The 13839-nt window shown below is 71.2% G+C and carries 11 protein-coding genes; 7 read left to right on the forward strand and 4 right to left on the reverse strand.

Annotation, left to right across the window (positions count from 1 at the left end; genetic code table 11):
- The first annotated feature begins 44 nt into the window (after nucleotides 1-44).
- From ACFY5C_RS06775 to ACFY5C_RS06785, 3 genes are read left to right on the forward strand one after another with little or no spacing between them, the layout of a single operon-like run.
- Nucleotides 45-989 carry an NTP transferase domain-containing protein gene (locus ACFY5C_RS06775; RefSeq protein WP_389441297.1) on the forward strand — a complete coding sequence of 315 codons (945 nt, stop codon included), beginning with the start codon at nucleotides 45-47 and terminating at the stop codon, nucleotides 987-989.
- Nucleotides 986-2356, forward strand: a complete 1371-nt coding sequence (locus ACFY5C_RS06780) for a molybdopterin molybdotransferase MoeA (RefSeq protein ID WP_389441299.1) — start codon at nucleotides 986-988, stop codon at nucleotides 2354-2356. The genes ACFY5C_RS06775 and ACFY5C_RS06780 overlap by 4 nt, the downstream gene beginning before the upstream one ends.
- Nucleotides 2353-3462 carry a potassium channel family protein gene (locus ACFY5C_RS06785; protein ID WP_389441301.1) on the forward strand — a complete coding sequence of 370 codons (1110 nt, stop codon included), beginning with the start codon at nucleotides 2353-2355 and terminating at the stop codon, nucleotides 3460-3462. Before ACFY5C_RS06780 ends, ACFY5C_RS06785 begins: the two co-directional genes overlap by 4 nt.
- Nucleotides 3463-3508: 46 nt before the next feature.
- Here ACFY5C_RS06785 and ACFY5C_RS06790 read toward each other — a convergent pair whose 3' ends face one another.
- Complete coding sequence (locus ACFY5C_RS06790) at nucleotides 3509-4357, reverse strand: ABC transporter permease (protein ID WP_389441303.1); 849 nt, start codon at nucleotides 4355-4357, stop codon at nucleotides 3509-3511.
- Nucleotides 4354-5409 (reverse strand): ATP-binding cassette domain-containing protein, encoded by a 1056-nt coding sequence (locus ACFY5C_RS06795; protein ID WP_389441304.1) that lies wholly within the window; start codon nucleotides 5407-5409, stop codon nucleotides 4354-4356. The genes ACFY5C_RS06790 and ACFY5C_RS06795 overlap by 4 nt, the downstream gene beginning before the upstream one ends.
- Nucleotides 5410-5882: 473 nt before the next feature.
- Here ACFY5C_RS06795 and ACFY5C_RS06800 point away from each other — a divergent pair, with 473 nt between their 5' ends.
- On the forward strand, nucleotides 5883-6863 hold the full coding sequence (locus ACFY5C_RS06800) for an NAD(P)H-quinone oxidoreductase (protein ID WP_389441305.1): 981 nt from the start codon (nucleotides 5883-5885) through the stop codon (nucleotides 6861-6863).
- Nucleotides 6864-6908: 45 nt separating this feature from the next.
- Here ACFY5C_RS06800 and ACFY5C_RS06805 read toward each other — a convergent pair whose 3' ends face one another.
- Nucleotides 6909-7334 carry a hypothetical protein gene (locus tag ACFY5C_RS06805; RefSeq protein WP_389441307.1) on the reverse strand — a complete coding sequence of 142 codons (426 nt, stop codon included), beginning with the start codon at nucleotides 7332-7334 and terminating at the stop codon, nucleotides 6909-6911.
- Between the two features lie 695 nt (nucleotides 7335-8029).
- On the opposite strand from ACFY5C_RS06805, the gene ACFY5C_RS06810 reads away from it, so the two are divergent.
- Nucleotides 8030-8569, forward strand: a complete 540-nt coding sequence (locus tag ACFY5C_RS06810) for a bacterial proteasome activator family protein (protein ID WP_389441310.1) — start codon at nucleotides 8030-8032, stop codon at nucleotides 8567-8569.
- Nucleotides 8570-8652: 83 nt separating this feature from the next.
- Here the strand turns inward: ACFY5C_RS06810 and ACFY5C_RS06815 are convergent, their stop codons facing one another.
- Nucleotides 8653-10305, reverse strand: coding sequence for a protein kinase (locus ACFY5C_RS06815; protein WP_389441312.1), 1653 nt, complete (start codon nucleotides 10303-10305; stop codon nucleotides 8653-8655).
- Between the two features lie 352 nt (nucleotides 10306-10657).
- On the opposite strand from ACFY5C_RS06815, the gene ACFY5C_RS06820 reads away from it, so the two are divergent.
- Both ACFY5C_RS06820 and pdhA read left to right on the forward strand, forming a co-directional pair.
- Nucleotides 10658-12220, forward strand: coding sequence for a protein kinase (locus ACFY5C_RS06820; protein WP_389441315.1), 1563 nt, complete (start codon nucleotides 10658-10660; stop codon nucleotides 12218-12220).
- A 442-nt stretch (nucleotides 12221-12662) separates the two neighbouring features.
- The gene (gene pdhA, locus ACFY5C_RS06825) at nucleotides 12663-13838 is read left to right on the forward strand and encodes a pyruvate dehydrogenase (acetyl-transferring) E1 component subunit alpha (protein ID WP_363034996.1); all 1176 of its coding nucleotides are present in this window, start codon (nucleotides 12663-12665) and stop codon (nucleotides 13836-13838) included.
- Nucleotide 13839 lies beyond the last annotated feature (1 nt).

The following is a 13839-nucleotide window of genomic DNA, read 5'->3' on the forward strand; positions in this document are numbered from 1 at the left end:
TCCGCTGCGTTCCCTGTGATCGCCAAGGCACGCATACTCGGGGGGTGACCGCGTACGAACCGACGGGCGCGCAAGGCGCCGCCGATGCTGTTCACGACGTCGCCTACGACGCCGTCGTGCTCGCCGGCGGTGCCGCGCGGCGGCTCGGCGGGGTGGACAAACCCGGGGTACGGATCGGCGGGCGTCCACTGCTCGACCGGGTGCTCGCCGCCTGCGCCGACGCACGCACCACCGTGGTCGTCGCCGATCCCCGGCCCACCGCGCGTGCGGTGACCTGGGCGCGTGAGGACCCGCCCGGTGGCGGCCCGGTCGCCGCCCTCGACGCCGGGCTCCGGCACACCGGCGCGGAGCAGGTCGTCGTCCTCTCGGCCGACCTGCCCTTCCTCGACGAGGGCACGGTACGGCGGTTGTTGGCCGCCCTGCGCTCCGGCGGCGCCGACGGCGCGCTGCTCACCGACGCCGACGGCCGCGACCAGCCGCTCGTCGCCGCGTACCGCGCTCCCGCGCTGCGCCGCGAACTGGCCGCACTCACCCAAGAACGGGACGGCCTCGCCGGCCTCCCGCTGCGCCGGCTGACCGGCGCGCTCGCACTCACCCGCGTCCCCGACCCCGTCGCGTCCTTCGACTGCGACACCTGGGACGACATCGCCACCGCCAGGGCACGCATCAGGGAGCATGGGCACGTGTTGGATGAATGGATTTCCGCAGTCAAGGACGAACTGGGCATCGACCTCGACGTCGACACCAAGGTGCTGCTGGACCTCGCCCGCGACGCCGCCCACGGCGTGGCGCGGCCCGCGGCCCCGCTGACCACCTTCCTGGTCGGGTACGCGGCGGCGCAGGCCAGGGACGGCGAGGGCGGACCCGAAGCGGTCGCCGAGGCATCCCGCAAGGCCACTGCCCTCGCCCTGCGCTGGGCCGAAGAGGCCGGCGCCAAGTCCGACGTGGCCCCCGACGCCACCCCCGATACCCGCCCGGACGCCGGATGACCCCCCGCGGCATCCAGGCGGACGAGGACGCCGAGGACCTCGACGTCGAGGAGGTGCTCGCCCTCGTGAACGGGGACAACGGCCACCACACACCGGGCGAGGACGTGCCCGCACCCACCCCGCCCGCCCCCGGCTCCCCCAAGCCGGACGGCCACCACAAAGCCACCCCCTGGCCAGAAGCCCGCGACATCGCCGCCCGCGCCGCCCGCTCCGGCACCCGGGCCGCCGGCCGTGCCCCCGTCTCCGTCCCCCTCGACGCCGCCCTGGGCCTCGCCCTGGCCGCTCCTCTCACCGCCCTCACCGATCTGCCCTCCTTCGACACCTCGGCGATGGACGGCTGGGCCATCGCGGGCCCCGGCCCCTGGGACGTACGGGACGAGGGCGTGCTGGCCGGGCACGGCGAGCCCGAGCCGCTCACCGACGGCGAGGCCGTCCGTATCGCGACCGGCGCCCGCATCCCCCCGGACACCACCGCCGTCCTGCGCAGCGAGCACGGCCGCACGGGCCCCCAGGGCCATCTGCACGCCACCCGGGAGATCCAGCCCGGCCAGGACATCCGCGCACGCGGCCAGGAGTGCCGTAAGGGCGACCATCTGCTGGCTGTCGGCACCCTCGTGACCCCGGCCGTGCTCGGCCTGGCAGCCGCCGCCGGATACGACACCGTCACCGCCGTACCCCGCCCCCGCGTCGAAGTGCTCGTCCTCGGCGACGAGTTGCTCACCAAAGGGCTCCCGCACGACGGGCTGATCCGCGACGCCCTCGGCCCGATGCTGCCGCCCTGGCTGCGCGCACTCGGCGCAGAGGTCACCGCCGTGCGCCGGCTCGGGGACGATGCCAAGGCCCTGCGCAAGGCGCTCACGGGCTCGGACGCGGACCTCGTCGTCACCACCGGCGGCACCGCGGCCGGCCCCGTCGACCACGTCCACCCCACCCTGCACCGCATCGGCGCCGAACTCCTGGTGGACAGCGTCAAGGTGCGCCCCGGTCACCCCATGCTGCTGGCCCGTCTCAAGGAGAACCAGCACCTCGTGGGCCTGCCCGGCAACCCACTCGCCGCCGTTTCCGGCCTGCTCACACTCGCCGAACCCCTGCTGCGCACGCTCGCGGCCCGCCCCGCCCCGGAGCCCTACACACTGCCGCTGAGCGAGGCGGCACACGGGCATCCGTACGACACCCGGCTCATCCCCGTCGTGCTGCGCGGCGACCATGCCGTGCCGCTGCGCTACCACGGTCCGGCCATGCTGCGGGGCATGGCGGCGGCCGACGCAATCGCCGTCGTCCCCCCGGGCGGTGTCCGTGCCGGTCAGGAGGCCGAGCTGCTCGACCTGCCCTGGGCCACCGCGGGTATCGAGGTGTGTTTCACGTGAAACTTCCGGGCCAGGACGCCATAGCGCGCGAGGCGGACGAGAGGGTCGCCACCTATCGCGTGAAGCTCCCGAAGAAGATCGTGGAGCATCCGTTCCGGCAGGTAGCCAAGCGGGTCACGATCGCGCTCTCGCTGCTCGCGGCGGCCGCCTTGATCGTCTACGCCGACCATGACGGGTACAACGACAGCTCCGACGGTTCCGTCGACCTTCTCGACGCCTTCTATTACGCGACCGTCAGTCTCTCCACCACCGGATACGGCGACATCACCCCGGTCAGTGATGCCGCCCGGCTCACCAATATCTTCGTCATCACGCCGATGCGTGTGCTGTTTCTGATCATCCTGGTCGGCACCACGCTCGAGGTCCTCACCGAACGCACCCGGGAGGAATGGCGATTGAACCGCTGGAGGTCCACCTTGCGCGACCACACCGTCGTCGTCGGCTTCGGCACGAAGGGCCGTTCGGCGATCCAGACCGTATGCGCGACGGGCTTGAAGAAGGACCAGGTCGTCGTGGTCGACCCGAGTTCCAAGGTGATCGAGGCGGCGGTCGCGGACGGATACGCGGGGGTCACGGGGGACGCTACGCGCAGTGAGGTCCTGAAGCGGGCCGAGGTGCACAGGGCACGGAAGATCATCATCGCCACCCAGCGCGACGACACCGCCGTCCTGGTGACGCTGACGGCCCGCCAGCTCAACCGCGGGGCGAAGATCGTGGCCGCGGTGCGCGAGGAGGAGAACGCGCCGCTGCTCAAGCAGTCCGGCGCCGACGCGGTCATCACCAGCGCCAGCGCGGCCGGGCGGCTGCTCGGCCTCTCCGTGCTCAGCCCCGCCGCGGGCATGGTGCTGGAGGACCTGATCCAGCAGGGCAGCGGCCTCGACATCGTCGAACGGCCGGTCATAAAGGCCGAGGTGGGCAAGAACCCGCGCCAGACGGACGACCTGGTCGTGAGCGTCGTACGCGGGCACCGGGTGCTCGGATACGACGATCCGGGCGTCGGGACACTGGAGTTGACGGACCGGCTCATCACCATCGTGAGGGCGACGCCTGGCTCTCAGGTCGCACCCGACGACCGGCGTCTGCCTCCAGGGATGAAGCCCGTCTGACGTCTCGGACGGGCTCCACGTTCGGCGTCCCCCCAGGCCGCACGTGCTACTTGCGGTTGTACAGCCGCATCGTGACCGGCCCGAAGACCAGCACGAACAAGCCCGCCCAGCCCACTGACCAGGCGATCTCGGCCGCCGGCCAGTTGCCCGCCATCAACTCGCGGACGGCCGAGGCCAGATGGGTGATCGGGCTGTTGTTGACGAAGGCCTGGAGCCAGCCCGGCATGGTCTTGGGGTCGACGAAGATGTTCGACAGGAAGGTCAGCGGGAACAGCACCATCATGCTGACGCCCATCACCGACTTCTCGCTGCGCAGCAACAGCCCGAACATCGTCCAGACCCATGAGAACGCGAACGAGAACGCGACCAGCAGGGCGATCCCGGCAAGCACACCGACCACCCCGCCGTCCGGGCGGTAGCCGATGATCATGCCGACGGTGAGCATCACCACGGACGCGATCGTGTAGCGCAGGGCGTCGCCCAGCAGATAGCCGACCATCGTCGACGGCCGCCAGATGGGCAGCGAACGGAACCGGTCGAAGACGCCCTTCTCGATGTCGGTGTTCACCGAGACGCCCGTGTACATCGTGATCATCACGACCGACATCACCAGGATGCCCGGCAGCAGGAACTGGATGTACTCCTTCGGGGAGCCGGCCAGGGCGCCCCCGAACAAGTACGTGTACATCAGCACCATCATGATCGGGAACGCGGTGACGTCGAAGAGCTGCTCCGGCACGTGCTTGATCTTCAGGATCGCGCGCCAGCCGAAGGTCATCGAGGCCGACAGGGCGCTGGGCCGCGGCGGCCGCTCCCCCGCGACCAGCAGCGCCGCGAGCGACTCGGCGCTGACGGGGGCGAGTTCCTGGTTCTCGGTCTGCGTCACGGTGCTCATGCCGCCACCCCGTCCTTGTCGTCCTTGCCGGTCCTGTCGGCCTTGTCGGTCCGGTCGTCGTTGTCGCGAGCGTCGTGGGTGTCGTGCCCGGTGAGGGCGAGGAACACCTCGTCCAGACTGGGCTGGCCCAGCGAGAAGTTGTCGACGGTGATGCCGGTGCGGGCCAGCTCGCCGAGCGCGCGGGCGGCCTGTTCCGCCGCGCCCTGGCCGTTGCTCCCGCCGGAGCCGACGCGAGCGGTGAGGGCCACGGGATCGGGCTCCAGCTGAACATCCGCGTCCAGGGCAAGTCGCAGGACGCGCTCGGCCTCCGGACGCTGCGCCGCGTCGCGCAGCCGCAGATGGACGGAACCGGCGCCCACGGACGCCTTGAGCTCGCCCTTGGTGCCCTCGGCGATCACCTTGCCGCGGTCGATGACGGCGATCCGGGAGGCCAACTGGTCGGCCTCGTCCAGGTACTGCGTGGTCAGCAGCACGGTGGTGCCCTGGGCGACGACCGCGCGCACGATGTCCCACACCTGGTTGCGGCTGCGCGGGTCGAGGCCGGTCGTCGGCTCGTCGAGGAAGAGCAGGTCGGGGGTGTTGAGGATGGAGGCGGCGATGTCGATACGGCGCCGCATGCCGCCGGAGTAGTTCTTGACCTGCTTCCCGGCCGCCTCCGTCAGCCCGAAGGCCTCCAAGAGCTGTGCGGAGCGCTGTCGCGCGGCCTGCTTGCCGTGTCCGAGGAGCCGGCCCAGCAGGACCAGGTTCTCGGTGCCGGTGAGGTCCTCGTCCACGGAGGCGTACTGACCGGTGAGGCTCACACGGCCGCGTACCTTGTCGGCCTCGCGGATGACGTCGTGGCCGAAGACGTGGGCCTCGCCGCCGTCGGGTCGCAGGAGGGTGGCGAGCATCTTCACCGTGGTGGTCTTTCCGGCGCCGTTGGGGCCGAGGACGCCGTAGACCGTGCCGGCCGGAACCGTGAGGTCCACGCCGTCGACGGCCCGTGTCCCGCCGAACGTCTTCACCAGGCCGGCGGTCTCGATCGCGAGACCTGACGTCGTCTGCGTGCTCATGCTTTCGGGTCCTTCCGGGTGGTCCTTCCGCGTTCTTGGGCTACTCATGGGGAGACCTTTACGGTCGCGCAAACTCATCGGCGCGGCACAGGGATTCTCGAATGACCCGCCCAAGGACCGAGGGGTATGGGACCGGGGACCGAGGCGGGGGGCTCCGCCGGGGGAACGGTGACGGTGGCTGGGGGCTCGGGAGGGAGTACCGCGGCCGGGGCGGGCGGAGGTCGCTGGGAGCACGGAGCACAGGGACCGGGGCCCGGGCTTCGGGCAGGAGGACAGGGGCCGAGGCGGGGGCTCCGCCGGGAGTACGGGGGCGCAGGCCGGACGGCTCGCGCGGGAGGACCGAGGCGGAGGGCTCGCGCGGGAGTACGGGGTGGTGGCTGGAGGGCTCGAGCGGAAGCACGAAGACGGTGGCTGAGGGCTCCGGAGGGAATACCGCGGTCGGGGTGCGAGGGCCGAGGAGTAGCGTCCGTCCCATGCATGCGATCACGATTCCCGAACCTGGTGGGCCCGAGGCGCTGGTGTGGGACGAGGTCCCCGATCCCGTCGCCGGAGAGGGCGAGGTGCTGGTCGATGTGGTGGCCGGGGCCGTCAACCGCGCCGACATCCTGCAGCGGCAGGGCTTCTACAACCCGCCGCGCGGCGCCTCCCCGTACCCCGGTCTGGAGTGCTCCGGCCGGATCTCCGAGATCGGTCCCGGCGTCTCCGGCTGGGCTGTCGGCGACGAGGTGTGCGCGCTGCTCGCGGGCGGCGGCTACGCCGAGAAGGTCGCCGTACCGGCAGGCCAGCTGCTGCCCGTGCCCAAGGGCGTGAGCCTCACACAGGCCGCCGCGCTGCCCGAGGTGGTCTGCACGGTCTGGTCGAACGTCTTCATGGTCGCGCATCTGCGCCCCGGTGAGACCCTGCTCGTGCACGGCGGTTCGAGCGGCATCGGCACCATGGCCATCCAGCTGGCCAAGGCCGTCGGGGCCAAGGTCGCGGTCACGGCGGGCAGCAAGGACAAGCTCGACCGGTGTGCCGAGCTGGGTGCCGACATCCTCGTCAACTACCGGGAGCAGGACTTCGTCGCCGAGGTCAAGGAGGCCACCGACGGGGCCGGAGCCGACGTCATCCTCGACAACATGGGCGCCAAGTACCTCGACCGCAACGTCCAGACCCTCGCCGTGAACGGCCGCCTCGCCATCATCGGCCTGCAGGGCGGCGTCAAGGGCGAGCTCAACATCGGTGCGCTCCTGGCCAAGCGGGGTGCCGTCAGCGCGACCTCGCTGCGTGCCCGGCCCCTCGGCGAGAAGGCGGCGATCGTCGCGGCCGTTCGCGAGCACGTCTGGCCCCTGCTGGATGCCGGGCACGTACGGCCGGTGGTGGACCGCGAGATGCCGATGAACGACGCCGCCGGGGCGCACCGGGTGCTGGAGGACAGCGGTCACGTGGGCAAGGTGCTCCTGGTCGTGCCGTAGCCGTAGGGCGGTCAGGACGGTCAGGGCGGCGCGAGCGGCCACCCCCTAGCCGCGCCGCAGCCTGAGACCCACGAAGGCGAGGCCCAGGCCGAGCCCGATGAGCACCAGCCCGGCACCGAGGGGGAGCACCTGCAGCACCGGTTCGGCGGGATCCTCGGCGTGCGTGACGGGCCGGTGTGCGGGGTGGGTCGCCGGGGCGGAGGTCTCTGCGGCGGCCTCCGAGCTCTCGGTCGCCGTACCCCCGTCGTCATCGCCCTCCGACTCCGGCCGCGTGGAGCCGTCACCCTCCTCTTCGCGGTCGGGCTCCCGCCCCGTCGCGGCTTCCTCGTCCTCCAGCGGCCCCTTCTCCCGTCCCGGCCGCTCGCGCCCCTCACCGGCCCGGCTCCCGGCCCGGGACGGGCCGTCGGAGGGACTGGGACGGGAGGCGGCGGGGCCGTGTGCCGTGGAGGTGGGCGCTGCGCCGGGCTTCATGTCCCCGTACGGCCTCCCGACCTCCCAGTGCGCACCGGGTTTCCCGGACGCCGTGGGGGAGGCGGAGGGGACCGCGGACGCCGGGGGCGAGCCGGAGGGGGGCCCGGGCTCGGGGGCGGAGCCGCCGGAGCCCTCAGGAGCGGTTGCTGCGGGGGAGCCCGTGGGCCCGGAGGAGGCCCGGGGCGCCGTCGTCGAGCCGGAGGGCCCCGGGGATGTAGCGGCCGGGCCGGGCCGGGGCGTGCTGGTGGGGCCGTAGGAGCCCCTGGACTCGCCCGTGGAGCCGGAGGGGGCGCTGGACCCGGCTCTGGCGCCGGAGGGCGCCCGCGACCCGGTCCTGGCATCGGAGAGAGCCCGGGACCCGGTGCCGGCGTCGGAGGAAGCCCCGGTCGGGGCAGCGCCACGCGTCCCCTCGAGGCTGTACGCCATCACAGATCCGCCCGGCCCCAGGATCAGCCCCAGCGCCAGCACCCCCAGCAAACCCGCAGCGCGCAGCTCCCGCGGTCGCCCCCGTCCCACCCGTCCGGCCCCCAGCCATGAAGTCATGGAACAAGACTCACAAGACCTGACAAACCCGGCATTTCGGGGACCGCCACCCGATCGACCGCCTGACGGAATCTCCCGCACCGTAAACGGTGGATCACCCTGCACAGGGGGCACCACGATGATGAGCTGTACGGGTGCGAGAGAATGGCGGCATGGAGATGCCGAGGAACGAACGGTCGTCGGAGAACCCCCAGATCCTGGTCGTGGGCCAGGACGGGATGGCCATCGGCGGCGGAGCAGACGAGGACTCCCGCGAGGTTCCGGTGACGGAGATGGTGGAGCAGCCGGCGAAGGTCATGCGGATCGGAAGCATGATCAAGCAGCTGCTCGAAGAGGTCCGCGTGGCGCCGCTGGACGAGGCGAGCCGCGTCCGGCTCAAGGAGATCCACGCCAGCTCCGTGAAGGAACTGGAGGACGGCCTGGCCCCGGAACTCGTCGAGGAGCTGGAGCGGCTCTCTCTGCCGTTCACGGACGAGGCGACACCGAGCGACGCGGAACTGCGGATCGCGCAGGCCCAGTTGGTCGGCTGGCTGGAGGGCCTGTTCCACGGCATCCAGACCACGCTTTTCGCCCAGCAGATGGCCGCGCGGGCCCAGCTGGAGCAGATGCGCCGCGCCCTCCCGCCCGGCGTCGGCGGCCATGAGGACGGCGAGCAGCAGCCGGGCGGCCGCTCGGGCGGCCCGTACCTGTAGGACACACCCGCCCCGTAGGACCCCCCACCGCGTACGCGAAGGGCCCGGCAGCCGATGCTGCCGGGCCCTTTCGGTTCACGGGATCAGTCCGACTCCGGATTGCCCGTCGAGACCGTGAACGTCATCTCCGGCGGGTCGTCCGGGTCGAAATCCGTACCCTTCTCGGGCGACTGCCGCATGACGGTGCCCTCGCCGAAGGTGTTCTCGTCGGTGTCGACCTTCTTGACGTCCCACCCGGCGGCCTTGAGGCACTCGACGACCGACGGCCAGTACTTGAACGTCATGTCCGGCATCGTCACCTTGTCGGGGTCGAGGTACGACTCCCGCGGCTCGGTGCATTCGGTCGTCTCGACCGTGTTCTCGCTGTCGCCCGCCCGGTATCCCGCTGCCTTGGTCGCCGACTCCGTGGCGGTCGTGCCGCCGCTGCCGCCGCTTGCGCCCCCGTCGTCCTCGGTGCCGCCGCCCTTCAGCGTCAGGGCAGCGATCAGGCCGCCCACCGCGACGACGGACACGATGACGGAGCCGATGATCATCGGCCGGTTGCTCTTGCCGCCGCCCGAAGTGGGCCGTGTCTGGGGCGACATGCTGTACGGCGGCGGGGTCGGGTGGCCCGGCTGCGGGGAGTACGAGGCCGGCGCCGGCGTCTGGTAGCCCGGCTGCTGCGGGTAGCCGTACGCCGGCGAAGGCATCGACGGCGGCGGGGTGCCGTACGGGTTCGGGGCCGGCGTCTGCTGGTACGGCGTCTGGACGTGGCCCGCGGGCGGGGGCGTCTGGCCGACCGGAGGGAACACCGAGGCGCCGACGCCCTGGCCGCTCTGCGTCTGCGAGCCCGGCACGATGCTGGGCGGGGCCGCCTGACAGGACGCGGCCACGCGCAGGCACTCGTCGCGCATGGACTCGGCGCTCGGGAAGCGCTCGTTCGGGTTCTTCTTCAGGGCGCGGGCGACCAGCGCGTCCACAGCCGGCGGCAGGGCGCTGTTGATCGAGGACGGAGCGACCGGCTCCTCCTGCACGTGCGCGTACGCGATCGCCAGCGGCGAGTCCGCGTCGAACGGCAGCCGCCCGGTGACCAGTTGGAACAGCATGATGCCGACGGAGTAGAGGTCGGAGCGGGCGTCCACGCCCCGCCCCAGCGCCTGTTCCGGCGAGAGGTACTGCGGGGTGCCGACCACCATGCCGGTCTGTGTCATCGACGTCACACCGGACTGCATGGCGCGTGCGATGCCGAAGTCCATGACCTTGACGACGCCGCGCTTGTTCATCATCACGTTGCCCGGCTTGATGTCCCGGTGGACCAGGCCCATCTCGTGGCTGATCTCCAGCGCCGCAAGCACGTCCGCGGTGATCTTCAGTGCCTTGTCGGCGGGCATCGCCCCGAACTGCCGTACGTCCTTGTCGAAGACGGAGCTGAGCGGGCTGCCCTCGATGTACTCCATGACGATGTACGGCGTCGTCATGCCGTCGACATCGTCCTCGCCGGTGTCGAAGACCGAGACGATGTTGGTGTGCGTGAGCTTCGCCACGGCCTGGGCCTCGCGGCGGAAGCGCTCGCGGAAGGCCTGTTCGCGGCCGAGTTCGGTGTGCAGCGTCTTGACCGCGACCTGCCGGTCGAGCACGGAGTCGTAGGCGAGATGCACGGCGGCCATGCCGCCCTGGCCGAGCAGGTCGCGCAGCTGATAGCGGCCGCCGGCCAGCGACCGCCCCGCGTTCTGGCCCTGTGCGCCGTCCTGGCTCATGTTCTGCGTCCCCCGTACCCTCTCGGGCGCCTGCGAGTGCCGTGGATCCAGCGATCCCGAGTGATCCAATGTGGTATTCCCGGCCAAGTCTGCCCCACGGCACTGACAGGTCAAGCGCGGTGCCCGTTCCGTGACCGTACGCGAAGGGAGCGTCGCGGAAGCGTTACAGGGGCTGTACGGCCGGTGCACAGGATTTGCACGACGGGACGGGGTAACGGTTTGATGGCCGGTCCGTCTGCGTCAGGCCGGGGCCACCGTCTCGGACCGACGGCTTGCTTTGAGGCTGTAGCGTGGCCGACGGAGACCGTAACAACACCGCGCGCACCGCGGGCAGAAACGACGGCGAGGACCGATGGCACAGCAGCAGCGCGCTCAGGGCCCGTCCGACCCCGAGGCGGCTGGCGGCGGTATGTCAGACACGCCGGAAATGTGGGGTAATGGCGGACTTGTCGGGGACGGCCGATACCGGCTGACCCGCAGACTCGGCCGGGGCGGCATGGCCGAGGTGTTCGCGGCCGAGGACGTACGCCTCGGACGCACCGTGGCGGTCAAGCTGCTGCGCTCCGACCTCGCCGAGGACCCGGTCTCCAAGGCCCGCTTCACGCGCGAGGCCCAGTCGGTGGCCGGCCTCAACCACCATGCGATCGTCGCCGTGTACGACTCCGGCGAGGACGTCGTGGGCGCGCACAGCGTGCCGTACATCGTGATGGAGATCGTCGAGGGCCGCACCATCCGCGACCTCCTCCTCAACGCCGAGGCGCCCGGCCCCGAGCAGGCCCTGATCATCGTGTCCGGTGTGCTGGAGGCCCTCGCCTACTCGCACCAGCACGGCATCGTGCACCGCGACATCAAGCCCGCCAACGTCATCATCACCAACAACGGCGCAGTGAAGGTGATGGACTTCGGCATCGCCCGCGCCCTGCACGGCGCGCAGTCGACGATGACGCAGACCGGCATGGTCATGGGCACCCCGCAGTACCTGTCGCCCGAGCAGGCGCTCGGCAAGGCGGTCGACCACCGCTCCGACCTGTACGCGACGGGCTGCCTCCTTTACGAACTGCTCGCGCTGCGCCCGCCGTTCACCGGCGAGACGCCGCTGTCGGTGGTCTACCAGCACGTCCAGGACATCCCGACCCCGCCGTCCGAGACCTCCGACGCCGTGCCGCCGGAGCTCGACGGCCTGGTCATGCGCTCCCTCGCCAAGGAGCCGGACGACCGCTTCCAGACGGCCGAGGAGATGCGCGGCCTCGTCCAGTACGGCCTCCAGATGCTGTACGACCAGGGTGGCCACACCGGCACCTGGAACACCGGCCCGGTGACGATGCACGAGGGCCGGCACACCCCGGCGGCGGGCTTCGCGAACACCACCGTCATGGGACACCCCGGCGATCCCGGCTCCGGCACCACGCAGATCCCGAAGCCGATCCTGCCCTCCGGGTACCACGGCGGTGACGACGGCGGCTTCGAGGGACGCGGCAACCGGGGCAGCGGCCGCGGCAAGCTGTGGATCCTCGCCGTCCTCGCGGTGATCGCCATCGCGGCGGGTGTCGCGCTGGCGCTGAACAACGGCGGCGGCGGTGGTGGCGGCGACGACACCAAGCAGACGCCGACCACCTCGCAGACCACCGACGAGGACAAGGCCACCGACGAGCCGACGGACGAGCCGACGCAGGAACCGACCGACGAGGTCACGGACGACGGTTCCGGCACGGGCACCGACCCGGACTACACGCCCTCGGACACGCCGACGGACGAGCCGACGGACGAGCCGACGCAGGAGCCGACCGAGGAGCCCACGGAGGAGCCGACCACCACCGAGCCGACGGACGAGCCGACCACGGCCGAGCCGACGGACGAGCCGACCGAGGATCCCACGCTGCCGACACCGCCGACGGGCGGCGTCGAGGGCGGCTGACCCCTCCCTGGCGCAAAACAGTCTGTACGCGCGCGTGCGGCCCGGTGACGGGGTGCACGCGCGCGTGGCGTTTTCGGGACGTATCGGCCGACCGGGTGGTACTCCGAGGTCGCCCCCGGCCGCGAATTCACGTCCGGCGACTCTTCCCGTGTCCTGGGTCACCGATATAACGTGCCGTTGTTCCGGCCCCCTGCAAGGCTGTGACCAGGACTTGTTCCCGACATTCGCGATTTACTTGGAAATCCAAGCAAAATCGCAGGTCAGGAGGGGTTTCACAGAAATGTGGAGCACTGGGTAACGTGCCTTTTGCAGGGCGCTCGCCGGGGCACCTGTCACGCCTGTCCCCCAACGAGCCGCACCCACCCTGTGCGTCCGTAGGGCTTCAGGTGAGCCGCACTGGCACCCGGCGAACCCGGGTAGCCGGACCGACGGAGGAGCACACGTGACCGTGGAGAGCACTGCCGCGCGCAAGCCGCGACGCAGCGCCGGTACCAAGAGCACGGCCGGCAAGACAACCGCAAGGAAATCGCCGAGCACGGACCCCGAGCTCGTGCAATTGCTGACGCCCGAGGGCAAGCGCGTCAAGAACGCCGAGTACGACAAGTACGTCGCCGGCATCACCCCCGAGGAGCTCCGCGGCCTCTACCGCGACATGGTGCTCACCCGCCGCTTCGACGCCGAGGCCACGTCCCTGCAGCGCCAGGGCGAGCTGGGCCTGTGGGCGTCGCTGCTCGGCCAGGAGGCCGCCCAGATCGGCTCCGGCCGCGCCACCCGCGAGGACGACTACGTCTTCCCCACCTACCGCGAGCACGGCGTGGCCTGGTGCCGCGGGGTCGACCCGACCAACCTGCTGGGCATGTTCCGCGGGGTGAACAACGGCGGCTGGGACCCGAACAGCAACAACTTCCAGCTCTACACGATCGTCATCGGCTCCCAGACGCTGCACGCCACCGGCTACGCGATGGGCATCGCCAAGGACGGCGCCGACAGCGCGGTGATCGCGTACTTCGGCGACGGTGCCTCCAGCCAGGGTGACGTTGCCGAGTCCTTCACCTTCTCCGCGGTCTACAACGCCCCCGTGGTGTTCTTCTGCCAGAACAACCAGTGGGCGATCTCCGAGCCGACCGAGAAGCAGACCCGGGTGCCGCTCTACCAGCGCGCGCAGGGCTACGGCTTCCCCGGCGTCCGCGTCGACGGCAACGACGTCCTGGCCTGCCTGGCCGTGACGAAGTGGGCGCTGGAGCGCGCCCGCAACGGTGAGGGACCGACGCTGGTCGAGGCGTACACGTACCGCATGGGCGCCCACACCACATCCGACGACCCGACGAAGTACCGGGCCGACGAGGAGCGCGAGGCCTGGGAGGCGAAGGACCCGATCCTGCGCGTTCGCCGGTACCTCGAGGCTTCAAACCACGCGGACGAGGGATTCTTCGCGGAACTGGAGACCGAGAGCGAGGCGTTGGGCAAGGGAGTGCGTGAGGCGGTCCGTGCCATGCCGGACCCGGACCACTTCGCCATCTTCGAGAACGTGTACGCGGACGGGCATGCGCTCGTCGACGAGGAGCGCGCCCAGTTCGCCGCCTACCAGGCGTCGTTCGCGGACGTAGAGGGGGCCTGAC

The organism is Streptomyces sp. NPDC012935, assembly GCF_042900345.1.
Classification (GTDB): domain Bacteria; phylum Actinomycetota; class Actinomycetes; order Streptomycetales; family Streptomycetaceae; genus Streptomyces.

What these genes read in the sequence shown, in the direction of transcription:
- ACFY5C_RS06780 (WP_389441299.1), top strand. Translation starts at nt 986, where the DNA reads ATGACCCCCCGCGGCATCCAGGCGGACGAGGACGCCGAGGACCTCGAC.
- ACFY5C_RS06790 (WP_389441303.1), bottom strand. Translation starts at nt 4,357, where the DNA reads ATGAGCACCGTGACGCAGACCGAGAACCAGGAACTCGCCCCCGTCAGC.
- ACFY5C_RS06795 (WP_389441304.1), bottom strand. Translation starts at nt 5,409, where the DNA reads ATGAGCACGCAGACGACGTCAGGTCTCGCGATCGAGACCGCCGGCCTG.
- ACFY5C_RS06800 (WP_389441305.1), top strand. Translation starts at nt 5,883, where the DNA reads ATGCATGCGATCACGATTCCCGAACCTGGTGGGCCCGAGGCGCTGGTG.
- ACFY5C_RS06805 (WP_389441307.1), bottom strand. Translation starts at nt 7,334, where the DNA reads ATGAAGCCCGGCGCAGCGCCCACCTCCACGGCACACGGCCCCGCCGCC.
- ACFY5C_RS06810 (WP_389441310.1), top strand. Translation starts at nt 8,030, where the DNA reads ATGGAGATGCCGAGGAACGAACGGTCGTCGGAGAACCCCCAGATCCTG.
- ACFY5C_RS06815 (WP_389441312.1), bottom strand. Translation starts at nt 10,305, where the DNA reads ATGAGCCAGGACGGCGCACAGGGCCAGAACGCGGGGCGGTCGCTGGCC.
- ACFY5C_RS06820 (WP_389441315.1), top strand. Translation starts at nt 10,658, where the DNA reads ATGGCACAGCAGCAGCGCGCTCAGGGCCCGTCCGACCCCGAGGCGGCT.